Genomic DNA, 23,706 nt, shown 5'->3' on the forward strand with positions numbered 1-23,706 from the left:
TCATCTTTTTACTTTTTTAGAATATGAGAATAATTAAAAAAATTCTGCTGGCATTGTTGGTGCTTATTGTAATTCTTGCGATTGGTTTATGCGCTTATATTTTTCATTTAAAACCAAAATATGAAGGATCGTTAGAATTGAAAAATCTCGAAAAAGAAACTACGGTTTATTTTGATGATTTTGGAGTGCCGCACATTTATGCCGATTCTGAAAAAGATGCCATGACGGTGCTTGGTTATGTGCATGCGCAAGAAAGATTATGGCAGATGGAATTGTTGCGCCGAATTGCTCCTGGTCGTTTGTCTGAACTTTTTGGAGGCGTTGCGCTTAAAAATGATAAATTCTTTGCTGGAATCGGAATTGAGGAAGCTTCCGTGAAAGCGATTGCCAAACTAGACAAAAACAGTGAAAGCTATAAACTGACTCAGGCTTATTTAGACGGAATTAATCAGTATTTGGAGGAAGGCGTTACGCCAATAGAATTTACTTTGGTTGGTGTCAAAAAACAAAAGTTTACAATAGAAGATGTATATAATATTTTCGGATACATGTCTTTCAGTTTTGCAATGGCGCAGAAAACCGATCCTTTATTGACAGAAATTAAAAATAAATACGGCGTTGAATATTTGAAAGATTTAGGAATTGAAGGAGAATTTAACAACACCAAAATTAAAATTTCTAAAGAAAAAACAGAAGAATATACCGAGATTTCAAAATCGATAACGGCAATGTTGGATCAATCTCCGATTCCGCCATTTGTTGGCAGTAACAGCTGGGTTGTTGGACCGCATAAATCGAAAACTGGAAAAGTGATTTTTGCCAATGATCCGCATATTGGGTTCTCGCAGCCTGCAACTTGGTACGAAGCACATTTAGTTACGCCAAAACAGGAATTATATGGCTGTTATTTGGCTGGAACTCCGTTTCCGCTTTTGGCTCACAATAGAGATTATGCTTATGGTTTGACAATGTTTGAAAATGACGATATCGATTTTTACCAAGAAAAAAATAAAGCAGGTGATGCTTCTCAATATCAAACACCAGAAGGTTTCAGCAAATACGAAATCAGAAAGAAAACAATTAAAGTAAAAGATTCTTCAGATGTTGTCTTGACGGTTAAAATTACGGGTCACGGTCCCGTTATGAACGATTTTTTGGAGCGTTTAGAAAAGAAAAACTCAATTGCAATGTCGTGGACATATACAAGAGAACCAATCCAAATTCTAGATGCGGCTTACGGTCTTTCACACGCAAAAAACACGGCCGATTTTAAAAAGGCTGTCAGCTTAATTGCAGCGCCAGGATTGAACGTAATGTATGGCGATGCTAAAGGAAATGTTGCTTGGTGGGCGAGCGGGAAATTGTATCGACATAATGAAGGTGTTAATACTCATCTGATTTTAGACGGTGCTAGCGGCAAAGATGATATCACTAAATTTTTAGATTTTGAAGAAAATCCATCTTCTGAAAATCCAAAATGGGGTTATGTTTATTCTGCCAATAATCAACCAGAGGCAATAGATAACGGTTATTTATATCCGGGGTATTATTTGCCAGAAGATCGTGCGAAAAGAATTTCTGGAATTCTGGATGCTAAATCTGATTGGGATAAAGAAGCCATCAGCAAAATGATTTACGATAATACTTCTGACGTGGCTGTTGAAACTTCTAAAAACTTAATTGCAAGTTTGGATGATAAATCGCTTTCTAATGCTGAAAAAGAAGTGATAAAGGCTTTAAAATCTTGGAAGGGAACTACCAATCTAGAAGATGTTGCACCGACGATTTACAACAAATGGATTTATCTGTATCTAAAAAATACATTTGAAGATGAAATGGGTAAAGATAATTTTGATTTGTTTTTAGGAATTTCTGTTGGAAAACAAGTTATTGCCAATCAGATAAAAAATGGAAATTCGGTTTGGTGGGATAATATCAAAACCAAAAATGTAAAAGAAACGAGAACAGCTGTTGTTTCGAAATCATTTCATGATGCGGTTGTTGCTTTGCAGAATCAGTTAGGAGAAAATATTTCAGAATGGAATTGGGGAAAAGTGCATACCGTAGAACACGAGCATCCGCTTGGTAAAGTAAAAGCCCTTCGCGGATTATTCAATGTTGGGCCTTTCAATTCGCCAGGTTCCAATGAAGTAATCAATAATTTATTCTTCGGATACAATGACGAAGGAAGATATTACACCAAAGGCGGACCTTCGACCAGAAGAATTGTCGATTTTGCTGATGTAGAAAACAGCTGGAGTATTCTGCCAACTGGACAATCTGGAAATCCGTTTAGTAAACATTACGACGATCAAGCTGAAATGTACAACGAAGGAAAGTTTAGAAAAATGAAATTGAATAAAGATGAGATTGTAAAAACATCTACAAAATTAGTTTTCAAACCGAAGAAGTAAGTTTTTGTGTCAGGTTTAAAGTTTCAAGTTATAATCTTTGTCAAAGTTCCAAACTTTGACAAAGATCTATACACAGAAAAAGCTCAACACCTCAGTAGCTTAGCATCTTAGAACCTCTATCGCAAAAGATATTTCCCCTTCACAATATCATCAGCAAAAATGTTCAAATTATTAATAAGCACTTTATTATTGGTCATTACATTTTTAGTTTGGTAAGCCGTGTCTTTTTCGTAAGCTTTCAATAAAGTTTCCAGTTCCACTTCGTCAAAAACCACAAAACTGTTGTAAATCGCATCTCTAAAATTTTTGTAATTGATGCTTTGGGTAATTTCCATTGCTTTTTGTTCGTTCCAGCCTTCTTTTGCAGAAGTTTCATTTATTTTAGATAAACAAAAATCAATCACATAGTTTTTGTAATGTGCAGCTTCGACAATTTTATCGATTATAATTTTGTTTTGCTGCGTTGGCATTGCGGCCGAAGTGTAATTGGTTTGTGAGATACTTTTAGAAGAAATAAAAAGAGAGAAACAAGCAATTAGAAAAGGATGCTTTTTGAAATTATTCATAGGTAAAATTATTTTGGGCAGGGCTAAAATAATATTTTTTAAAAATAAATTATCGAATTTGAGTGTTACAAGTTGTAACAAAAAACTCCAATAAAATAGACTTTAAATCTACTTTATTGGAGTCCAATTTTTTAAATATTCTGCTTTTATTTTTTAGAAAGCTCGTCTAAAACTTTTTTACCATTTTCGTTTGTCGGATCCAGTTCAACAGATTTTTTATAATTAGCAATTGCTAGTTTTTTATCTCCATCTGCCAAATAAGCTTCGCCCAAACTATCATAAACATTCCCAGATTTAGGGAAAGTTTCTACATTGATTTTAAAAATTTCAATAGCTTCTTTCTTTTTTCCATCTTGCAATAATTGATAGCCAACACGATTCATGTCGTTTTCTTTAATGTTGTAAGTTGGATCGTTTTTTAGTTTGTTATAAGATTCTATTCCAGCTTTAAAACCTTTGATAGAAAAGGTTTCGAATAGTTCGTACGCCAGTGATCTTTTTGGCTGCTCAAAAGGTTTATTGTTAAGTATATTGCTAATTGCATCTGTCATTTCGCCTAAAACAGTACCTCCTGTATTATTTAATAGAACGATAAGATTTTTGTGTTTAAAATTTCTCGAAATAATAGTGTTAAAACCATTGATTCCGCCACCGTGCCCAACAGTTTTTCCATTTACATCATCTTCTATAAACCAACCGTAACCATAAGATCCGTCCCCAGCTTTGATGTAAGGTTGAAATAATGATTCCATCGATTTTGCCGAAAGAAGCTTGTTTGTGTACAAAGCCTGATCCCAAAGGTATAAATCTTCCACAGTTGAGTATAAAGATCCCGCAGCATACGGAATACTCATATCAACGTAAGGCGCATTGCTAATCAATTTTCCTTTTCTTTCATAACCAGCAGCTCTGTTTTTTAAAATTACATCGCTGTGATCATAACCAGAATTCACCATTTTTAGAGGCGTGAAAATAATTTCCTGTAAATATTGTTCGTAGGTTTTGCCCGTAATTTTTTCGATAATATAGCCAAGCAAAAAGTATCCTGAATTGCTATAGCTGAATTTTTCTCCAGGCGTAAATTCCAAAGGCAGACTTGAAAATGTTTTGACAAACGCTTCGGGAGTGTACGGATTTCGAGCTTTGTCTTTAAAGAATCCCGGAGCATCAGTATAATTTGGAATTCCAGAAGAATGCGTCAATAATTGGTGAATCGTAATTTTGTCGCCATTTTCTTTTGGATAATCTGAAAGGTAAGTTGTGATAGGAACATCTAATTTTATTTTTTCTTCTTCGGCCAGTTTTACAATTAAAAGTGCCGTAAACTGTTTGCTGATAGAACCCAATCTAAACTTGGTATCAGGCTGGTTCGGAATATTCCATTCCATATTTGCAGAGCCCAAACCTTTTTTAAAAATTACTTTTCCATTTTCGGCTACCAAAGCAGAACCGTTAAATTGTCCGTATTCGCTGTATTTGTTTAAAAGCTGTTCAATTTTTTGCGCTTTATCTTGAGCAAAAACGCTGAATGCCGAAAGTTGAAAAGCTACAAAAAACGCTATAAGTTTGATTGATTTTTTCATAGTAAACGGGTTATGGTTTAAGATTAATGAATGATTTGTTTTTGATTGATGATTGAAACTTGCTAGCAGAAAGATATTCCGTTTTTTAAATCTTGATCACGATTTTTTAATGAAATATATTTATGTCCTAAAATCTTAGACGACTGTTTTGCAATTTAGTTTCAAGATTCTTTCATTTTTTTTAAAATATAAAAAAGCAGAGCACAGACCGCTTTAAAATTGGCCTATGCTCATAACTAACAAATATTTTCAAAAGTTTAAGCAGTTAGAATTTTGCTTATAAGTAATAACAGAAGGATAAATAATTTTAGCATATAATTCAGATTAAGGTTAATATCTGATTGAAATGGAAATTATTTTGTTTCGATATCAACTATTTTTCTGCCGTTTTGCCCAAGATAATGAACAACAATAGTTTCATAAATTTTATACCCATCATCTATATTTGTAAAAATGATTAAACCTTGTTTGGTTTTTGGAAGTAAAATAAAAATAGTCTGAACACCTTGGTCTGCGCCACCGTGCGAAAGAGCATAGTTTTCATTTCCTAGATCATAAATTTCAAAGCCTAAACCAAAATATTTATTCTTTTTGGTCTGAACCTGATGTGAGATCATATCGTCAAAAACTTTTTTACTTAAACCTTCACTATTCATTACGCTAGACAAAAAAATACCATAATCTCCAATCGTAGTCAATAAGTCGTCTGCGGCATTTACAGTTTTGTTTTTGGTGGGTTCGTAAGCATTTCCGTTTTTATCATAGTTTACGGCATATCTCGAAAGATCGATTTTATCATTCCAGATTAATTGCGAATCAGTCATTTTCAGTGGTTCAAAAACCAATTCTGAGGCTAATTGATCTAAAGTTTTATGGAATTTTTTTTCCAAAGCTCTTCTCAAATATTCAAAACCTTCCCCAGAATACTGATATTGAGTTCCTGGCTTGAACTTAAAATCCAGTTTTTTAGATTCGTTAAAAGACCTCCAATTCGGAAAACCCGTTTGGTGGCTCAGAATAATTCTAGTGGTTAATAATTTATGGTCTGGGTTGTTTTTAATATCCGGATCGATCCAATATTTATCAAGTGATTCGTCTAAATTCCATTTTCCTTGAGAAACTAATTTCAAAGCAATTATTGCAGTTATTGGTTTTGTCAAAGAAGCGACGTTCCAAATCGTATTATAAGACGCAGCGAAATCTCTTTTAAGATTGCCAAAAGTCTTAATTTGTTTTAGTTTTCCATCTGAAATAATCCCAATTCCCAAAGCAGGAATATTATTCTCTTTGAGCCATTTTTCAGTTTCCTGATCATTGTCAAAAAGAGCAGATATGCCTGCAGTAGAACTAGTCATTTGATGATTGTAACTTAGCGACCGTGCCAATTTCCAATCTTTATTTTTTAGGAGCCAAAGATGGGTGAATTTGGCAAAACTTCCTGCTTGTTCTGCATTTCCCGCTGAACTTTCGTAAAAACGATGTGTTCCCATTTGTATTGCGCCGTATAAAATGCCGTTTTTATACAAAGGATAAATTTCAGTGCTCCCGTCGATTAATTCTCTGCGATAATTATATTTTCTGGATGGAGAACAAATGCCGCTTTTGAAAGTTTTTAGAAATCGAGCTTTATCAGAAATACTGTCTTTGTCATGGTAGAACTCAAAATCTTCAGTATATAAATTTTCGAATTGTTTAACGTCGCAGGTATTAAATCCAATATCGAAAAGAAGACTGTCCTTTGACATAATGGTTTTATACAGTTTTGAACTTTTTTCTTCTTGAGAAAAAACGGTTTGTATCTGAAAAAGTAAAAATCCAACTAAAATGATTTTTAATTGAAAGGGAATGTGATTGATGATTTTCATTTTGATGATTGATTGATGATGATTCATTTTGCAATAGTAGTTCAATCAGAAGCACCAAAATTGTACAAAAGCGAAATTTTATCTTTTTTGCGAAAGAAAATACGAATCTGGATCGAACATCTTAGGAGTGGTTTTCGTCACATCCTTAAATTTTCTGATAAAATGCGATTGATCGAAGTATTTATTATAAAGAGCAATTTCCGTAAGGCTCATTTTTTCTAAATCGGTATTCAGCATTTGATCGATCGATTTTCTGAACTTTAAAATCTGAATGTATTTTTTGATGGTAAGTCCGGTTGAAGCTTTAAATTTTATTTGAAGAAGTCGTTGCGAAGAATTTAATAATTTTCCAATTTCAGAAACCGAAATTTCATCTTCTCTGAGTCTGATGATTTCGCAGATTCTTTCAATCACATTTTGATTGGAGTTGGAATCGGCTAAAGCTTCAAAATAAGCATTAATGGTATTCAAAAATGTCTCGATTTCTGATTGAATTTCAATTTGAAACGGCAATTCTGCAACATTAATTTTAATAATCGAGTCGATAAAATTGCTCAAATCATATTTCGGAAACATAGAAAGCGTCCAAGCATGAAGTTGGATTATTGTTACTTTCGTTCTTGGCTGAATATTGACCAAAACTTTATTCGTCATTTGCGAACAAAAATAGATTCCGCTGTTCATCTCATATTTGCTTTTACTCGTATGAACTTCAATAAAATTACCGTCTATAATAGCAAGATTAAAACAGCCGTTTGGCAGAACCAATTTATTTTCAATCACGCTTTCGCCGATGCTGTTATCCAAGCACCAGATCTTATTGACAAATCTTTCGGATTTTGCACTGACGTAATGTTCTGAATATAATTGCATTTGTGAGTTTAAGATTGATTTGCCAATTCGATTTCAAATTTAGGTTAAAAAAAATTATGCGGTAAAAATGAAGACGAATGAAAAATAGGTTTCATTTTATAATTTGAAACATCTTTGAAGTTAGAGAATAGCAATTCTACGTTTGCTAAATTTAAATTTGATTGGAATTTTATGTCTCATTCAAATTTAAACTAATGTTATGAAAAAAATAATGGTTTCCATAGCATTGCTGTTCTTCGTAACAGCTTGCAAAAAAGAAAACACAGTAGAAAGCAATTCGGGACAAAATACTGAATCTTCTCAGAAAACAGAATTTCATGCAGAAAATATTAAGGAAAAAATACAGTACAATCGTGCTGTACAAGCTGCAATTTGGGGAATGCCAGCCGTGAATTTTGAACTCATGTACAAAGAGATGGAAAAGATTAATGGTTCTTACAACCAAGTTTTGCTGTGGCCAGAATTATTAAACTGGAAAAATCAGACACTAACGCCAAATCCAGATGTAATTTATCTGATGCCTTTTTTTAATACAGAAAAAGGGCCAGTGGTTTTAGAAATTCCTCCTGCAGACAACGGAACTTTTAATGGAAGCGTAATGAACTGCTGGCAGGCGGCAATTGAAGACGTGGGGCCAGGCGGAATGGATAAAGGAAAAGGTGGTAAATATATTATTCTGCCGCCAGGTTATGATAAAAGTAAAATTCCATCAGGATACTTTGTTATGCAATCTGATACCTATCGCGGATATGCGCTTTTACGTTCGGTGCTTAAAAGCGGAAGCCCTGCAGATGTAAAAGCAGCCGTAGATTATGGAAAAAGAATTAAACTCTACCCTTATGCTCAAGCGTCAAGTTCGCCACAAACCGTATTCATAGACGCAAGTAAGGCAGAATTCAATTCGGCTATTCCGTATAACGATAATTTTTATCAAGCGCTTAACGATATTGTTCAAGAAGAACCATTTTTAGAAAGAGACAGAGCAATGATCGATGCCTTAAAAACAATCGGAATCGAGCGCGGAAAAACATTTGCTCCAGATGCAAGAATTAAAGAGATATTTAATTCTGCTTCAAAAGATGCGAGAGAATATTTATTGTCGATTTACGAAAATACAAAACCATTTTATGCTGGAACAAATTGGTTTTTCCCTGCAAGTGACGAGTATAAGTTGAGTGTAATGAAATCGTATGTAACTCCAGGAATTTATCCTGTTGATAATAGAGGAGTTTGTTATATGATGGCTTTTTTCAGTGCCAAACATATTGGAGAATCGCAATACTATCTTTTGGCTTTAAAAGACAAAGAAGGCAATTTCTTAAAAGGAAATTCTAACTATAAAGTAATCGTTCCAGCCAATGTTCCAGTAAAACAATATTGGTCAATTACCGTATACAATAGAGAAACTCATACTTTTATTAGAGATAAGAAATGGGCGGGTCGTTCTTCTCAAACACCTGGACTCAAAAAGAATACAGATGGAACCGTAACCTTATATTTCGGCCCTAAACCGCCAGCTGAAGGAGAAAGCAATTGGATTCCAACAGATCCAAAAGGCGATTTCGAATTACTCGCAAGATTCTATGGTCCTACAAAAGCTTTATACGATCAGTCTTGGAAATTGAATGATGTAGAAAAAGTAAATTAATACAGAAAATAGCCCAGTTTCAAAACTGGGCTATTTTTATTTCTTAAATAAACTCCGAAAAATACTCTTTTTTCGTTTTCTCCCATTCTTCGAAGATTATACTAAAATAAACATCATTTTTACTTTTCCCTTCAGAATCTACGTAGTTATTTCTAAAGATCCCCTCTTTTACAGCGCCCAATTTGGCAATAGCTTTTTGCGAACGCATATTTTCAAGATCGGCACTAAATTGTATTCTTCTAAATTGAATCTGTTTAAAACCAAAATTCAGCAATTCAAATTTGCAGGCTTTGTTTAAACCCGTTCCCTGAAACGCTTTTCCGTACCAAGTCCATCCAATTTCGCATTTCTGGCTTGCGTGGTTTAAATAGCCATAACGAGTGCTTCCAGCCACTTTGTTTGTAGCTTTATCAATTATTAAAAACGGATAACAAATTCCATCTGCTTTTTGCTTTAATGTACTTTTTATATAGTTTTCAAAGTCTTGATGGTTTCGAACATACATTCCCATATATTTCCACACTTCATCATCAAAAATGATTTCTTTAAGTTCTGTATTTCTTTCACTTTCGAAAGGAATTAAAAGGACTTTCTCATTTTCTAAAATAATGTCCGATTGTAGAATTTCGCTATTCATAATTTTTGTATTTAATAATGTAATCTGAAGCGAAATTAATTGTTTGATTTTTCTAAATAAATTAATAAAAATAACAATTTGTTATATTTTTAAAATGACTGGGATAATAAATGGTCTTTATCATCTCTATTTGTAAAGAATTTGTTTATTTATCTGAAGGCTTATCTATTTATTAGTTATTTTTACGACCCAATATTAGAATTTTCCTCGATGCAAACTTCATTAAAAATTGCTGTTGTTGGTTCTGGACTTGTAGGGTCGCTTCTAGCAATTTATCTTAAAAAAGCAGGCCATACAGTTCATGTATACGACCGCAGTCCCGATATTAGAAAAATAAATTTTTCTGGACGTTCTATTAATTTAGCAATGTCCAACCGCGGTTGGAAAGCTTTGGATGCAGTTGGTGTAGGAGATTCGGTTCGAGAAATCGCAATTCCGATGGATAAACGCGCCATTCATTTGGTCGATAAATTGAATTTTCAGAATTACGGACAAGAAGGCGAATCGATATATTCTATCTCAAGAGGAAAACTAAATAGAAGAATGATCGATCTTGCAGAAGAAGCAGGAGCTGAATTTCATTTTGAACAGAAAGTTTGGGATGTTACTTTGAGCGATGCCACACTTCATATTGGAGAAAGCGAAAGAGGCGAGTGGGAAGAAAGAAAATTTGATATGGTTTTTGGTGCCGATGGAGCTTTTTCTAGAATCCGCCACAGAATGCAGCGCCAAAGTATGTTCAATTACTCTCAGGAATTCCTTAATATGGGATATAAAGAATTGAACATACCGGCAAACCCAGACGGAACACATAAATTAGATAAAAACTCATTTCATATTTGGCCGAGAGGCGAGTACATGTTAATCGCGCTTCCTAATCTCGACGGAAGTTTTACCTGTACTTTATTTATGCCTTTTGAAGGAGAAAATTCATTTGAGTCATTAACCGACCGTAAAATGGTCGAAGACTTTTTTGAGAAAAACTTTCCAGATTCGATTGAAGTGATTCCAGAATTGGCCAATGATTTCTTTAAAAACCCAACAAGTACTCTGGTTACCATGAAATGCTTTCCGTGGACTTACGAAGATAAAATTGCTTTGATCGGAGACGCTTGTCACGCCATAGTTCCTTTTTACGGACAAGGTATGAATGCTGGTTTTGAAGATATTACCGTTTTGAGCGAAATGATTGAAAAGTACCAAGACGATTGGAAGAAAATATTTGCAGAATATCAAATTTCTAGAAAGCCAAATGCAGATGCAATTGCAGAGCTTTCTTATCGAAATTTCTTAGAAATGAGTACCAAAACAGCAGACGAAAAATTCTTGCTGCAAAAGAAAATAGAAAAAGTCTTTTCAGACAAACATCCAGACAAATGGATTCCGCTTTACAGCCGAGTTACTTTCAGCGATCGCCCGTATGCAGAAGCTTTAGCAATTGGCGATTATCAAAACGGAATTATGGAAGAAATTCTTCGAATGGAAAATATCGAAAACATTTGGGACGGTCCAGAAGTCGAAAACAAAATCCTCGCATTGTTGGAGAAAGCGTAATTTTTTTTGAACCATATAAGCGATATAAGTTTTTTTTTAAAATAAAAGACTTTAAAAGTATAAAATAGTAAGCCCGACACGTTTTAGAAACCTGTCGGGTTTTTGTTGTCAAAAGTTTTTAAATAAACTTATATAGCTTATATGGTTTAAAGCTTACTTTTTAAATATTTTAGTTAAAACGCCAAAAACTCCTCTTATAAAGGTAGCGCTGGTAACTACTTTTAATACAGATTTGGTAACTACTTCTGTAGTGCTCGGTCCTGATTTCGATGTTTTTGCAGGAGCTTGTTCTTCTTGTTGAGCAGCGGCTTGTGAAGCTTCTTCAATCTTTTTAGTTAGGATTTCATAAGCGCTTTCGCGGTCAATTTCTTCTGCGTATTTTTTAACTAGTTTCGACTTAATGTTTATTTCGTCAATTTCGTCGGCAGATAAAATATCCATTCTGCTCATTGGCGCACGCATCATCGTAGCAACAAGAGGAGTTGGAATCCCTTTTTCGTTAAGAGCCGTAACCAAAGCTTCTCCAATTCCCAGACTCGTCAACAATTCATCAGTCTTATAATAAGGAGAAGTAGGGTAGTTGTCGGCTGTTTTTTTAATCGCCTGACGATCATTTGCAGTAAAAGCCCTCAGCGCATGCTGAATCTTTAATCCCAATTGAGCCAAAACCCCGCTCGGTACATCCATCGGGTTTTGCGTAACAAAATAAAGTCCCACGCCTTTAGAACGGATTAATTTTACGATCGTTTCAATTTGCTCCAGAAGCGCTTTGCTGGCTTCATTAAAAATTAAATGCGCCTCGTCAATAAAGATTACCAATTCAGGCTGGCCTGCATCTCCCTTTTCGGGCATTTTTTGGTAAATCTCAGCCAAAAGACTTAGCATAAAAGTCGAGAACAATTTGGGTTTATCCTGAATATCCGTCAAGCGGATGATATTAACATAACCTTTTCCGTTTTCATCAATTCGCATTAAATCATCCGTTTCAAAAGAAAGTTCGCCAAAAAACAAATCACCACCCTGCTGTTCCAATTCAATAATTTTTCTAAGAATTGTTCCTGTAGTAGCAGTAGAAATTTTTCCGTAAGTAGCCGAAATTTCATCTTTGCCTTCCTCAGTAATATAATTGATTACTTTTTTAATGTCTTTCAAATCCAATAAAGGCATTTGCTTATCATCGCAATATTTGAAGATCACCGCTACGACTCCAGCCTGTGTGTCATTCAAATCTAAAATTCTTGAAAACAAAACAGGTCCAAACTCAGAAACCGTAGCACGCAGGCGCACACCATTCTGTTTAGACAGAGACATTAATTCAACAGGAAATGCGGCTACATTATAAGGTACGTTGATTTTAGCATGGCGCTCTGTAATAAAAGCCTCTTCTTTACCTTCTTTGGCGATACCACTAAAATCACCTTTAATATCCATCATTAATACAGGAATCCCAGCATTAGAAAGCTGTTCAGAAAATACCTGGATTGTTTTAGTTTTTCCTGTTCCGGTCGCACCAGCAATCAATCCGTGACGGTTTAAAGTTTTTAGCGGAATTTTGACATGCGCCTCCGCAACTGGCTCACCGTCAAGCATTGCGCCTCCAAGTATGATGCTGTCTCCCTTGGAAGAATACCCTGTATTTATATCTGCAATAAAATTCTCTTTTTTATTCATGTTTTTATTTGTAATTTAGATTGTTATATGAGTATTGCTTTGTTTTTGGGTGCTTTTTATGTGGTTTTTTTTAGTAAGAAAAAGCTTTTTTTGATTGAAAATTTAATAAAAAAAAAATTCGCAGCTTTTTAAGAAGATATCAATGGAATCTTTGAATATTTACTAAAACGTTGTAATTTTTCTAATTATCGTCCTTTTTTTTGTTTTATCTAAAAAATGGCATCAACAAATTAATGAGATATTTTTTAATTTGAAGTTAAATTTCGGTCAATTAAATTAAAAAAAGTTTTTTTATTTAAACTAAACATATAAATTTGCTCCTCTACAAGTTAAATATAACTAAAAAATAAAAATTATTTAAAACTATTAAAATTAAAAAAAATGGCAAACGTTAAAGTTAAAAAAGAAAGCACTTCAAATGGGGGAGGAATGATTACTGGAATCATTATTGTTGCGTGTATCTTAGTAGGGGTGTTTATTTGGAAAGTAATCATGGGGGACTCTGCGAACTTCGAAGGGGGTAATCCAGAAACTGGACATCCAATCAATACATTAGGACAAGTTTATAAAGGAGGTTTCATCGTACCTGTATTATTAGGTATGTTTTTAATGGTTGTTGTTTTTTCTATCGAAAGATTTATTGTTATCGGTAAAGCTGCAGGAAAAACTAACCTTGACAAATTCATGAAAAGCGTTCAAGGTAGTATTAAAGAAGGAAACATCGAAGCTGCTATCGCTTCATGTGACAAACAACAAGGTTCAGTTGCAAACGCAATTAAATCTGCTTTGGTAAAATACCAAGATGTTAAAAAAGAAGGATTCAACAGCGAAGAAGCTTCAGAAGTAATCCACAAAGAAATTGAAGAGGCAACTTCATTAGAAATGCCAATGTTAGAGAAAAACATGACTATTATCTCTACTTTAGTATCTTTAGGTACATTAGGAGGATTATTAGGAACTGTATCTGGTATGATTAAAGCGTTTGGTGCGTTAGCTTCTGCTGGTACTCCTGACCAAGCTGCTCTTGCAACAGGTATCTCTGAGGCACTTATCAACACTGCTACAGGTATCTCTACTTCTATCTTAGCAATTGTTTCTTACAACTTCTTTACTGCTAAAATTGACGATTTAACTTACTCTATCGATGAGGCTGGTACTACAATCGTGAATACTTACAGAAAATTCAGAGGAAGTTTAAGACAATAATTAATTTTTGATATTTAAGTATCAAAAAAATAAAATAAAAAGATAATGGCTAAAATAAAAATGAAAAAGAAGTCGACATCGACAGATATGACTGCGATGTGTGATGTAGCGTTCCTTTTGCTAACGTTCTTTATTTTGACCGCTACTGCTAAAGTGCCTGAGGCATTGCCTGTAGATATGCCTGCTTCTGTTGCTATAACTAAATTGCCAGATACTGATTTGGCTATTATTACAGTAGGAAAAGGGAAAGTATTTTTTGACATCAAAGGAAGAGAAGTTCGTAAAAGAACTCTTGAAGGTATGGGTGCAAAATATGGTATTGAATTTTCAGAAGAAGATAAAACCAAATTTGCATTGATGGATGACTTTGGTGTGCCAATTACAGGTTTAAAGCAAATCATTGATATGAAAGCGGCTGACAGAACCAAAGCTAACCAACCTGGAATACCTTTGGATTCGTTAGATAATCAATTAAAAGATTGGCTTCTAATTTCTAGAAGAGCTACAATTGACCTTGATGACAAAGAATTGCAGATTGCAATTAAAGGTGATGCTAAAGAGCAATATCCAAAAATCAAAAAGATTATGGATATTTTGCAAGATCAGAAAATCAATTCCTTTAACTTAGTTACAGGTACAAGAGGGAAAGACTTTTAATTAAAAAAAATACACTAAAATGGCTGAATTAAATACCGGCGACGGCGGTGGTGGTAAAGGTGGCAAAGTAAGAAGTAAAAAGCAGAATTCGAAAGTCGATTTAACGGCGATGGTGGATTTGGCATTCTTATTGATCACATTCTTTATGTTAACTACTTCGTTGTCAAAACCTCAATCCATGGATTTGTCATTGCCTAATAAAGAGCCAGATGATAAACCAGTCGATAATACCAAGGTAGACGAGAACCGTACCATGACAGTAATGTTGGGTGAGAATAATAAAATGGTTTACTATATGGGGTTATTGGCATCACCAAAAGTGGGGCCAAAAGACATTGCGTATGGTAAAGATGGTATCCGTAGAGAATTGTTAAAACAAAAGAAAAATGTTTTAGCTTATTCTACAGCTTTAGGGAAACCTAAAAACGGAATCATTGTGATCATTAAACCAACGAAAAAATCAAATTACCGTAATTTGGTTGACATCTTGGACGAAATGGCTATCACTGGAGTTGAAACATATGCGATTGTTCCTGAGTTTACACCAGAAGAAACAAAAGTGATAGATAAAAAATAAGAGCAATCTTAGATTTTATCGACTTAAAAATCAAGAAGTATGAAATTAGATATTATAAAAAATCAGTGGCTTGATATCGTATTCGAAGGACGTAATAAGATATATGGAGCATACGAGCTGAGAAAATCAAACAGAAAAACAACTGTGAAAGCACTTGTTATTGGTTCTCTTATCTTTAGTGCTGCAATTGCTGCTCCTCTTATAGCGAATCTGTTACCAGAGTCTACAGACGAGGAAGAGGTTAAAGAGGTTAAGATGGCTACGGTAAAATTACCTCCGAAAAAAGAGGAAATTAAACCAAATCAACCGCCACCACCACCACCACCACCAAAAGTGGATCAGGTTAAATTCGTTAAACCTGTGGTTGCAAAAGCGGAAGAAGTAACTGAGGATCCACCAAAAATTGTTGATTTAAAAGACAAAAAAGTTGGAGCTGAAACTATCAAAGGAGATCCAGATGCAGTTTTAACTGTTGATGAGCCAGTTGGTAAAGGACCAGTTCAAGAAGTAATTCAAGAAGATAACACTGTATACAACACAGCTGGTATCGAAGTAAAACCAGATTTCCCAGGAGGTATTGAGAAATTCTACAAATTCGTAGGAAACAACTACAAAACTCCAGAAGAAGAAGGTTTAAAAGGTAAAGTTTACGTTACGTTTGTAGTTGAAAAAGACGGGTCATTAACAGATATTAAAGTTTTAAGAGATATCGGTTATGGTACAGGAGCAGAAGCAATTCGTGTTCTTAAAAAATGTCCAAAATGGACTCCCGGCGAGCAAAATGGTAAAAAAGTTAGGGTATTATACTCTCTTCCTATTACTATTCAATCTGCAGAATAATGTTAAAAGATATGCTTAATAATATTCAGAAGAAATCGCTCAAAGAGCGATTTCTTCTTGTTTTAGGAATACTGTTTTTTTTAATATATCTTGTACTCGGTTTAATGATTATGTTTTGGGAAAAACTTCCGCTTAACATGGAGCCAAAATACAGATATGCTTTTGGTGGATTACTGATTGTATATTCTGCAATAAGATTTTTAAGATTAATTAATGCAAAAGATCAATAATTATGTTGAAATATAGTAAGGCTTTAGGTTTGGTTGTTTTTGTCTTTTTGTTTGCTATGTGCAACCAAAAAAGCAAAAGTGAAACTGAAAAAGAGACCATTTTGAAAGGATCACTTGATGTTGCGGTTGACGAAACAGTAAAGCAAATTGTAGACGATCAGGTTGCTGTTTTTGAAGGCACTTACTATGATGCAAAAATTATAGTAAAACCAAAATCTGAAGCTGAAGTAATTAATGATTTATTAAATCAAAAAGCTAAAGTTGCAATTACAACGCGAGATTTGACTAAAGAAGAAAGATCTCGTTTCGATAAAAGTAAGATTAATCCAAGGGTAACACCTTTTGCTCATGATGCTATTGCATTTATTTCTAACAAAAGCAATAATGATACATTAATTGCGTTGAAAAGTGTAATCGATTTTATGCAGGGCAAAGCAGATGCTAAAATTAAAGGACTTGTTTTTGATAATCCGAATTCAAGTACAGTACGTTACATGAAAGAGTTAGCAAAGGTTAATGAAATTCCTAAAAATGGAGTTTTTTCTTTTAAAACAAATAATGAAGTAATAAAATTTGTTTCTGAAAATGATGGAATGATTGGTATTATTGGTGTCAACTGGCTGTATCAACCAACTCCTGATATGACAGAAACGATCAAGAATATAAACGTTTTAAGTGTGCAGGGATTAAATGGCGGTGGTTATTATAGTCCGACACAAAATGACTTAGGAGAAGGGAAATATCCTTTGGCACGTGATTTGTTTATTATTAACTGTCAGGGGTATTCAGGGCTTGGAATGGGCTTTTCTTCATTTATTGCCGGCGATATCGGACAGCGCATAGTTTTAAAATCAGGATTACTGCCATTCAAGACTCCAGGTCGTAAACTGAAAATTAGAAGTGAAATTTTAAGAGATAAAGAATAAATTAATTACAATAAAGATGAATAAATTTAAAATTTTTAGTCTTGCATTAGTTGCCTCGGCTACCGCGGCACAAGCGCAAGATATCAACCAAGCAAAGAAGGCAATAGATGCTGAACAATTTGACAAAGCAAAAACGCTTCTTAAATCAATCATCAAAGCGAAACCTTCTGATGGGGAAGCAAATTTTGTTTTAGGGAATGTTTATTTAAATCAATCTGTTGTTGATTCAGCTAAAATCTATTATAATAATGGATTACAAGCTTCAGACAAGAAAAACTTAAACTATATTGGTTTAGGACAATTGGATCTTGATGCTAAAAATACTGCTGCAGCTCAAGCTAATTTTGCTTTGGCTACAAAAGACATGAGAAAAAAAGATGTAAATGAATTTATTTATATCGCTAGAGCTTACATGAATTCTGAGAATCCAGATTATAAAAGCGCTGTTGATGTTTTAAAACGTGCTTTACTAGTAGATCCTCAAAATGCTCAAGCACTTTTGGCTATTGGTGATGCTTATTATGGATCAAACAACCAAAATGATGCATACAAAGCTTACCGTGATGCTTTTACAGCTGACAATACTTTGTTAAGAGCAAAAATGCAATTAGGTGTTTTGTTAAAAGGTGCTAAATCTTATGACGAAGCTATTAAATCTTTCAATGAAGTTATCGCTTTAGACGCTAACTACGGACCAGTTTACAGAGAGCTTGCTGAAACTTATTACAAATGGGCAAGAAACAAACCTTCTACATCTAAAGTTAACTTGCAAAATGCAATTACAAACTATGAGAAGTACTTAAGTTTGACAGATTACTCTCTTGATTCTAAAATGCGTCATGCAGATTTCTTAATCTTGGTTAAAGATTACAAACAATTAGAAACCGTTGCAAACAAAATGATTGCTCAGGATAAAGTAAATCCTAGAATTTACAGATATTTAGGATATGCTGCTTACGAAAATGGAAATGTTGACGTAGCAATTAAATCTATCGAAGATTATATCAAATCTCCAGGAAATAAAGTTATTGGTAGAGATTACTACTACTTAGGATTATCTAAAATTAAAAAAGGAACTGCAGCTGATGGTACAGTAGATCAAGCAGCTTTTGATGCTGGTTTAGCAGATATCAAAAAAGCGGTTGAATTAGAGCCTTTAGTAGTTGAAGAATTTGCAGACTTTGGAAAAGCATTATTTGGTAAAAAACAATATACTCAAGCAGCGGCTATCTTTGAACTTGGTGCAGGTAACAAAGAATCTAAAAATTACTTAGACGACGCTGTTTACTACGGAATCTCTGTTTACTATGGTAATGCTGGTAAACCTGCAGAAAGCCGTGATAAAGCTGCTTTAGAAAATGCAATAGCTACTTTTGACAAAGTTTTAGAAGCTTCTCCATCTTACGATGAGGCTTACTTATACAAAGGAAGACTTAGCAGTGCATTGGATAAAGATGATATGATTATCAAAAACTATGAGGAATATGTAGCTAAGACTACTGCAAAAGGTGCAGAAGAAATGGCAAAACCTGCAACTGTTAAGAAAGTTGTAGAAGCTTACAATGCAATCGGTGCGGCATATGCTAATACTGATAAAGCTAAAGCTGTTGAATATTTCAATAAAACATTAGTTTTAGATCCAGCAAATTCATACGCTACACAATCTGTAAAATCTTTAAAATAATTTAGATTTTTAAAAATAATAGAAAACCGATAGTCCAAAAAACTATCGGTTTTTTTGTTCCGTATATTATTGACTATCTTTGCACTCTTAAAATATTAAAATGTTACCAAAAGAAATACAATTAGAAGTAAATAAAGGAGCTATGCTTCCTTTGATGGAAGAATTCTATACCATTCAAGGAGAAGGTTCACATACAGGAAGAGCTGCTTATTTTATTAGAATTGGTGGATGTGATGTAGGATGTCATTGGTGTGATGTAAAAGAAAGCTGGAATGCAGAACTTCATCCGCCGACAAGTGTAGATTTAATTGTTGAAAATGCAGCAAAATACGCTGATACAGTTGTTGTAACAGGAGGAGAACCTTTGTCTTGGGATATGACGATTCTAACAAACCGATTAAAAGAAAAGAATTTAAAAGTTCATATCGAAACTTCTGGCGCTTTTCCATTGTCAGGAACGTGGGATTGGATTTGCCTTTCGCCAAAAAAGAACAAACTACCGACACAAACCGTATATGATAATGCGCATGAATTAAAAGTGATTATTTACAATAGACACGATTTTATTTTTGCAGAAGAGCAGGCAGAATTAGTAAATGATAATGCAATTTTATTTCTTCAGCCAGAATGGAGTAAAAAAGAAGAAATGACGCCACTTATTGTAGATTATGTTATGAATAATCCAAAATGGAGAGTTTCATTACAGACACATAAATATCTCAATATTCCATAAAACAAAAAATCTCTTCAAGTGAAGAGATTTTTTGTTTTATATAAATATACAACTTGTGTAAAAAGTAAACAATCGATTATTTCCAGTTTTTATATTTTTTCAAGCTGGTAATATGAGCCAGATGATGATTTCCGTGCCAAGCATACATTCCTATAATTTTTTTGAGCTTGTTTTCAGAATTGTCTGAAGGATGTATAAACGTTTTTTCCAAATCAGATTCAGATAAATTTCTCATGATATACCCTAATCTGAAATGAAGTCCTTTCAATAATTCAAGCGTTGGCTGAATTGGCATTGTCAAATTATCATTTAATTCAGACCAAAGAACTTCGTCATAAGCTTTAATGACAGGATTGTTTTCTGTTAATGCCCATTTAATTCTAATGTAACAATTCATATGACTTTCGGCGCAATGATGAATAACTTGTCGTACCGTCCAGCCATTAGGGCGATAAGGCGTGTCCAATTGTTCGTCAGTTAAATGAATCGTTTCTTTTTCTAATTTTTCTGGAAGCGTTTCAATTTCCTTAATTTTTTCAGCAAGATATTCCGTGGAATAATTTTCAGGAGTAATAAATTTCCCGATAGGATATTTTAATTTCTCTAAATCTAGTTCTTTCATGGTTTTATGGTTTGTTTTTAATGGAAAGTCTGGCTAAATAATCATAATGTTCGCCTTCAAGAATAAGTTCGCAATTTAAACCATTGGCAATTGCCGCATTTTGAAGCGTATTATAATCCAAATACAACCAATCAAAAGGCTCTTCTTTTTCTCCTTTATAGCTAATGTTAAAAACAAGTTCCCCATAATAATCATTTTCAGACGGAATCCATTTTCCTCCGTCTTCATCTTCATCAAACATATAAATAATGTCAGAACTGTCAATCAGAATTTGCCCACCAGGATTTAAAAGCGATTTTAATTTCGTTAAATAGGTATTGCAGTTTTTTAGCTGGCCAAAAATCCCAGTTCCGTTCATTAGAAGTAAAATGGTATCGAATTTTTCTCCTTCAAAATCTAAGATATTTTGAACTTTTACATTTTTTATTCCGCGAAGGCGACAAGTTTCAATTGCTTTTTCTGAAATATCGATAGCGGTTACTTCTAAGTTACGTTCATTTTGAAGAGACAAAGCATGACTTCCGGCTCCGCATCCTACATCTAATATTTTTCCATTTGCCAACTGTAAAGCCTTTTGTTCAATTTTAGGCATTTCATTATAAGTGCGGAAAAGATATTCAACACTCATTTCATCTTCTTCAGAAATAGAAGTTTCAGTAATAATATCTTCAGGCGAATTTTTGGTGTAAAAATCAAATATCGCTTTCCCAAAAAGATCTTTCATTGTTTTAGTTCAAAGTTTAGGGTTTCAAGTTCAAAGTTGTTTAATTTTGCAGATCAACTTTAAATTTTAAACTTGAAACAGATTTTAAATAACTTAAGTAAGTTAGCCAAAGATAAGCATAACGAAAATAAAAAGTATTTCGATAAGCTTAAAAAGAAACAGCCAAAGAATTTAGATTACATTATGCAAGATTTGCACGATGCAGAATTTAAAAGAACAGACTGTTTGAAATGTGCCAATTGCTGTAAAACAACTGGCCCGCTGTTTACTTTGGCTGATATTGAACGAATCTCAAAACACTTTAGACAAAAGCCACAACAATTCATCGATCAGTATTTGCGTATTGACGAAGACAAAGATTATGTTTTGAAAAGTGTTCCCTGCACGTTTTTGGATAATGAAAACTACTGTATGATTTATGATGTTCGTCCAAAAGCCTGTCGAGAATTTCCGCATACAGATCGAAATAAGTTCTATCAGATTTCAAACCTAACGTTGAAAAACGTCGAAATTTGTCCGGCAGCATTTAATATAGTGGAAGAAATGAAAAAGAAACTGCCATTATAAAACAAAACTGGTAATTGTTTCTAAGAATATCCTGATTTCCTTTTTTAAGATGTATTTTTGAGAAAGGAATAATTAAACAACTCAAAAGAAAACTCATAATTTGAATTTAGAATATTTCATAGCCAAAAGACTTATTACTGCAAAAGATTACAAAAGCAGTATTTCTGCGCCTATTATAAAAATTGCCATTTCTGCAATCGCAATCGGAATAATTATGATGATTGTTTCTGTGGCAACGGGTATAGGCTTGCAGAAAAAAATTCGTGACAAAGTTTCGGCATTCAATGGTCAGATAATAATTTCGAATTATGATAACAACAATTCAGAAGTTACTACAGTTCCCATTTCGAAGAGACAAGATTTCTATCCTAATTTCAAATCAGTTCCAGAGGTAAGCCATATTCAGGCCGTAGCCAGTAAAGCGGGAATAATTAGAACCGAAAATGCTTTTGAAGGAATTATATTTAAAGGTGTAGGAGCAGATTACGATTGGAATAATATTAAAGAATATATTGTACAAGGGAAACTCCCAGATTTCTCAAAAGCATTAAACGAAGAAGTTATTATTTCAAAATTCCTTGCAGACCGTTTAAATTTGAAAGTCGGAGATCAATTCAATACTTTTTTTATAAAAGAAGAACAAGGCAAGCTTCCTAATATTCGTCGATTTAAAATAGCGGCCATATTCAATTCAGGATTCAGAGATTTTGATGCTACATATATTATTGGTGATATTCGACACATTCAAAGAATCAATAAGTGGAGAGAAGACCAAGTTGGAGCATTTGAGATTTTTGTAAAAGATTTTAGCACCATTAAAGAAGTAGGCAATAAAGTTTACGAAAAAACATCCTCTAATTTAGATACAGAAACCATAGTAGAAAAATACAGCTACATTTTTGATTGGCTTCAGCTATTTGATTTTAATATAGTGATCATTTTAGCCGTTATGATTCTAGTTGCCACAATTAATATGGTCGTGGCGCTCTTAGTTCTTATTTTGGAAAGAACCCAAATGATTGGAATTTTAAAATCGATGGGAGCAAATAACTGGTCAGTTCGAAAAATATTTTTGTATAATGCTTTTTACCTAATCCTGCGCGGATTATTTTGGGGAAATTTGATAGGAATTTCAATTTTACTAATCCAACAGCAATTTGGGGTTATTCAGCTCAATCCAGAAAACTATTATGTCAATCAAGCGCCCGTTTATCTAAATTGGATTTATATACTCCTGTTAAATCTGCTTACTATTGGTGTTTGTTTCTTAGTGTTATTAATTCCGTCCTATTTAATAACCAAAATTTCCCCAGTAAAAGCAATTCGCTTCGATTAATTAAAAGTGAAATCATATCCACAACCCGACAGTACTTCTAAAGTCTGTCGGGTTTATTTTTTACATACAATATGTATAGATTCCAATTTTCTGTAGAGGCACACCGCAGTGCGTCTCACGCCACGCATAGAAGAACTGTCCTGGCTTGCTGAGCACAGCGAAGCCTTTCAGGTTTGGAATTTGGAATTTTACTATTAATAAGGAGCTGATACCTGCTTTTCGCTGTATCTTTTGCTTTTTAAAGAAAAAAGCAAAAGGATGCCGCTCCAATCAGGGCTAGGGGAACTGTTTTCAGAGGAAACTCTAGCTTTATCTGGAATAGAAAAGACGTCTAAACATTAAAATCTCCATATAAAAACGGAAAAGAGAAAAAGGTGGAATTGCTAAAATGATAATCGTTCAAGGAAAAATCTTACGTAAATCTAAAAAAGTTTAAAATGTAAATATTGTGTTATCAGTGAGTTATAAAAAAGATTTAAAAAAGAGTAAAAAAACTCAATAAAAAAGCTTGCATAAGCGGAAAAAGGTTCTACTTTTGCACCCGCTTTGAAACACAAGCCAAGACAAAAAGAAATTACGTTCGTAGACATATTGAATTGACAGCCGTCCGAATCGAAAGATGAGGACAAAAAGAATAAGAGCAGTAGAGTCGGAAGATTCGAAAAAGAACCGATAGGAAAGCGTCGACTATATAATATTAAAATATACGATGAAGAGTTTGATCCTGGCTCAGGATGAACGCTAGCGGCAGGCTTAACACATGCAAGTCGAGGGGTATAGCACTTCGGTGCTA

General features: G+C 33.9%; 21 protein-coding genes and 1 rRNA gene. 14 read left to right on the plus strand and 8 right to left on the minus strand.

All coding sequences use genetic code 11. The features are described 5' to 3' along the window. Positions 1-23 precede the first annotated feature (23 nt). Entirely contained in the window at positions 24-2,414 is a 2,391-nt protein-coding gene (locus ACWA1F_RS15895) for a penicillin acylase family protein (RefSeq protein ID WP_456894939.1), read from the plus strand. A 116-nt stretch (positions 2,415-2,530) separates the two neighbouring features. Here the strand turns inward: ACWA1F_RS15895 and ACWA1F_RS15900 are convergent, their stop codons facing one another. The 4 genes from ACWA1F_RS15900 to ACWA1F_RS15915 form a co-directional block, all read right to left on the minus strand. Continuing rightward, positions 2,531-2,980 (minus strand): hypothetical protein, encoded by a 450-nt coding sequence (locus ACWA1F_RS15900; protein WP_456894941.1) that lies wholly within the window; start codon positions 2,978-2,980, stop codon positions 2,531-2,533. A gap of 146 nt (positions 2,981-3,126) precedes the next feature. Beyond that, positions 3,127-4,563: a serine hydrolase gene (locus ACWA1F_RS15905; protein ID WP_456894943.1), complete on the minus strand. Its 1,437-nt coding sequence runs from the start codon at positions 4,561-4,563 to the stop codon at positions 3,127-3,129. A 353-nt stretch (positions 4,564-4,916) separates the two neighbouring features. Further along, the gene (locus ACWA1F_RS15910; RefSeq protein ID WP_456894945.1) at positions 4,917-6,455 is read right to left on the minus strand and encodes a serine hydrolase; all 1,539 of its coding nucleotides are present in this window, start codon (positions 6,453-6,455) and stop codon (positions 4,917-4,919) included. A gap of 51 nt (positions 6,456-6,506) precedes the next feature. Then, positions 6,507-7,301, minus strand: a complete 795-nt coding sequence (locus ACWA1F_RS15915; protein ID WP_456894947.1) for a helix-turn-helix domain-containing protein — start codon at positions 7,299-7,301, stop codon at positions 6,507-6,509. Between the two features lie 199 nt (positions 7,302-7,500). On the opposite strand from ACWA1F_RS15915, the gene ACWA1F_RS15920 reads away from it, so the two are divergent. Continuing rightward, positions 7,501-8,949 carry a DUF1214 domain-containing protein gene (locus ACWA1F_RS15920; protein WP_456894949.1) on the plus strand — a complete coding sequence of 483 codons (1,449 nt, stop codon included), beginning with the start codon at positions 7,501-7,503 and terminating at the stop codon, positions 8,947-8,949. A 43-nt stretch (positions 8,950-8,992) separates the two neighbouring features. On the opposite strand, the gene ACWA1F_RS15925 is transcribed toward ACWA1F_RS15920, so the two are convergent. Continuing rightward, positions 8,993-9,586, minus strand: a complete 594-nt coding sequence (locus ACWA1F_RS15925; RefSeq protein ID WP_456894951.1) for a GNAT family N-acetyltransferase — start codon at positions 9,584-9,586, stop codon at positions 8,993-8,995. 210 nt (positions 9,587-9,796) lie between these two features. Here ACWA1F_RS15925 and ACWA1F_RS15930 point away from each other — a divergent pair, with 210 nt between their 5' ends. Then, the gene (locus ACWA1F_RS15930; RefSeq protein WP_456894953.1) at positions 9,797-11,140 is read left to right on the plus strand and encodes an FAD-dependent oxidoreductase; all 1,344 of its coding nucleotides are present in this window, start codon (positions 9,797-9,799) and stop codon (positions 11,138-11,140) included. A gap of 153 nt (positions 11,141-11,293) precedes the next feature. On the opposite strand, the gene ACWA1F_RS15935 is transcribed toward ACWA1F_RS15930, so the two are convergent. Then, on the minus strand, positions 11,294-12,811 hold the full coding sequence (locus ACWA1F_RS15935) for a helicase HerA-like domain-containing protein (protein WP_456894955.1): 1,518 nt from the start codon (positions 12,809-12,811) through the stop codon (positions 11,294-11,296). Between the two features lie 381 nt (positions 12,812-13,192). Between ACWA1F_RS15935 and ACWA1F_RS15940 the strand changes: the two genes are divergently transcribed. The 8 genes from ACWA1F_RS15940 (at position 13,193) to ACWA1F_RS15975 (ending at position 19,664) form a co-directional block, all read left to right on the plus strand. Next, the gene (locus tag ACWA1F_RS15940; RefSeq protein WP_008464979.1) at positions 13,193-14,017 is read left to right on the plus strand and encodes a MotA/TolQ/ExbB proton channel family protein; all 825 of its coding nucleotides are present in this window, start codon (positions 13,193-13,195) and stop codon (positions 14,015-14,017) included. A gap of 45 nt (positions 14,018-14,062) precedes the next feature. Beyond that, positions 14,063-14,674, plus strand: coding sequence for an ExbD/TolR family protein (locus ACWA1F_RS15945; protein WP_456894957.1), 612 nt, complete (start codon positions 14,063-14,065; stop codon positions 14,672-14,674). A gap of 19 nt (positions 14,675-14,693) precedes the next feature. Continuing rightward, positions 14,694-15,251, plus strand: a complete 558-nt coding sequence (locus ACWA1F_RS15950) for an ExbD/TolR family protein (RefSeq protein ID WP_456894959.1) — start codon at positions 14,694-14,696, stop codon at positions 15,249-15,251. 39 nt (positions 15,252-15,290) lie between these two features. Beyond that, positions 15,291-16,091, plus strand: a complete 801-nt coding sequence (locus tag ACWA1F_RS15955; RefSeq protein ID WP_456894961.1) for an energy transducer TonB — start codon at positions 15,291-15,293, stop codon at positions 16,089-16,091. Continuing rightward, positions 16,091-16,321, plus strand: a complete 231-nt coding sequence (locus tag ACWA1F_RS15960) for a hypothetical protein (RefSeq protein WP_125717677.1) — start codon at positions 16,091-16,093, stop codon at positions 16,319-16,321. Before ACWA1F_RS15955 ends, ACWA1F_RS15960 begins: the two co-directional genes overlap by 1 nt. 2 nt (positions 16,322-16,323) lie before the next feature. Next, positions 16,324-17,247, plus strand: coding sequence for a PstS family phosphate ABC transporter substrate-binding protein (locus ACWA1F_RS15965; protein WP_456894964.1), 924 nt, complete (start codon positions 16,324-16,326; stop codon positions 17,245-17,247). A gap of 16 nt (positions 17,248-17,263) precedes the next feature. Next, entirely contained in the window at positions 17,264-18,931 is a 1,668-nt protein-coding gene (locus ACWA1F_RS15970) for a tetratricopeptide repeat protein (RefSeq protein WP_456894966.1), read from the plus strand. A gap of 100 nt (positions 18,932-19,031) precedes the next feature. After that, a complete protein-coding gene (locus tag ACWA1F_RS15975) occupies positions 19,032-19,664 on the plus strand; it encodes a 7-carboxy-7-deazaguanine synthase QueE (RefSeq protein ID WP_456894968.1) in 633 nt (210 codons plus the stop codon). Positions 19,665-19,740: 76 nt separating this feature from the next. On the opposite strand, the gene ACWA1F_RS15980 is transcribed toward ACWA1F_RS15975, so the two are convergent. Beyond that, positions 19,741-20,286 (minus strand): YfiT family bacillithiol transferase, encoded by a 546-nt coding sequence (locus ACWA1F_RS15980; protein ID WP_456894970.1) that lies wholly within the window; start codon positions 20,284-20,286, stop codon positions 19,741-19,743. Positions 20,287-20,290: 4 nt separating this feature from the next. After that, positions 20,291-21,010: a class I SAM-dependent methyltransferase gene (locus ACWA1F_RS15985; RefSeq protein ID WP_456894972.1), complete on the minus strand. Its 720-nt coding sequence runs from the start codon at positions 21,008-21,010 to the stop codon at positions 20,291-20,293. Positions 21,011-21,082: 72 nt separating this feature from the next. Between ACWA1F_RS15985 and ACWA1F_RS15990 the strand changes: the two genes are divergently transcribed. The 3 genes from ACWA1F_RS15990 to ACWA1F_RS16000 form a co-directional block, all read left to right on the plus strand. Next, positions 21,083-21,577, plus strand: coding sequence for a YkgJ family cysteine cluster protein (locus ACWA1F_RS15990; RefSeq protein ID WP_125717666.1), 495 nt, complete (start codon positions 21,083-21,085; stop codon positions 21,575-21,577). 100 nt (positions 21,578-21,677) lie between these two features. Next, positions 21,678-22,913: an ABC transporter permease gene (locus tag ACWA1F_RS15995; RefSeq protein ID WP_456894974.1), complete on the plus strand. Its 1,236-nt coding sequence runs from the start codon at positions 21,678-21,680 to the stop codon at positions 22,911-22,913. 706 nt (positions 22,914-23,619) lie between these two features. Next, positions 23,620-23,706, plus strand: a 16S ribosomal RNA gene (locus ACWA1F_RS16000); the annotation flags it as partial.

It is taken from the genome of Flavobacterium erigeronis (assembly GCF_054075165.1).

Coding starts and splice junctions, on each gene's coding strand:
- ACWA1F_RS15895 (WP_456894939.1), top strand. CDS start 24: ATGAGAATAATTAAAAAAATTCTGCTGGCATTGTTGGTGCTTATTGTA.
- ACWA1F_RS15900 (WP_456894941.1), bottom strand. CDS start 2,980: ATGAATAATTTCAAAAAGCATCCTTTTCTAATTGCTTGTTTCTCTCTT.
- ACWA1F_RS15905 (WP_456894943.1), bottom strand. CDS start 4,563: ATGAAAAAATCAATCAAACTTATAGCGTTTTTTGTAGCTTTTCAACTT.
- ACWA1F_RS15910 (WP_456894945.1), bottom strand. CDS start 6,455: ATGAATCATCATCAATCAATCATCAAAATGAAAATCATCAATCACATT.
- ACWA1F_RS15915 (WP_456894947.1), bottom strand. CDS start 7,301: ATGCAATTATATTCAGAACATTACGTCAGTGCAAAATCCGAAAGATTT.
- ACWA1F_RS15920 (WP_456894949.1), top strand. CDS start 7,501: ATGAAAAAAATAATGGTTTCCATAGCATTGCTGTTCTTCGTAACAGCT.
- ACWA1F_RS15925 (WP_456894951.1), bottom strand. CDS start 9,586: ATGAATAGCGAAATTCTACAATCGGACATTATTTTAGAAAATGAGAAA.
- ACWA1F_RS15930 (WP_456894953.1), top strand. CDS start 9,797: ATGCAAACTTCATTAAAAATTGCTGTTGTTGGTTCTGGACTTGTAGGG.
- ACWA1F_RS15935 (WP_456894955.1), bottom strand. CDS start 12,811: ATGAATAAAAAAGAGAATTTTATTGCAGATATAAATACAGGGTATTCT.
- ACWA1F_RS15940 (WP_008464979.1), top strand. CDS start 13,193: ATGGCAAACGTTAAAGTTAAAAAAGAAAGCACTTCAAATGGGGGAGGA.
- ACWA1F_RS15945 (WP_456894957.1), top strand. CDS start 14,063: ATGGCTAAAATAAAAATGAAAAAGAAGTCGACATCGACAGATATGACT.
- ACWA1F_RS15950 (WP_456894959.1), top strand. CDS start 14,694: ATGGCTGAATTAAATACCGGCGACGGCGGTGGTGGTAAAGGTGGCAAA.
- ACWA1F_RS15955 (WP_456894961.1), top strand. CDS start 15,291: ATGAAATTAGATATTATAAAAAATCAGTGGCTTGATATCGTATTCGAA.
- ACWA1F_RS15960 (WP_125717677.1), top strand. CDS start 16,091: ATGTTAAAAGATATGCTTAATAATATTCAGAAGAAATCGCTCAAAGAG.
- ACWA1F_RS15965 (WP_456894964.1), top strand. CDS start 16,324: ATGTTGAAATATAGTAAGGCTTTAGGTTTGGTTGTTTTTGTCTTTTTG.
- ACWA1F_RS15970 (WP_456894966.1), top strand. CDS start 17,264: ATGAATAAATTTAAAATTTTTAGTCTTGCATTAGTTGCCTCGGCTACC.
- ACWA1F_RS15975 (WP_456894968.1), top strand. CDS start 19,032: ATGTTACCAAAAGAAATACAATTAGAAGTAAATAAAGGAGCTATGCTT.
- ACWA1F_RS15980 (WP_456894970.1), bottom strand. CDS start 20,286: ATGAAAGAACTAGATTTAGAGAAATTAAAATATCCTATCGGGAAATTT.
- ACWA1F_RS15985 (WP_456894972.1), bottom strand. CDS start 21,010: ATGAAAGATCTTTTTGGGAAAGCGATATTTGATTTTTACACCAAAAAT.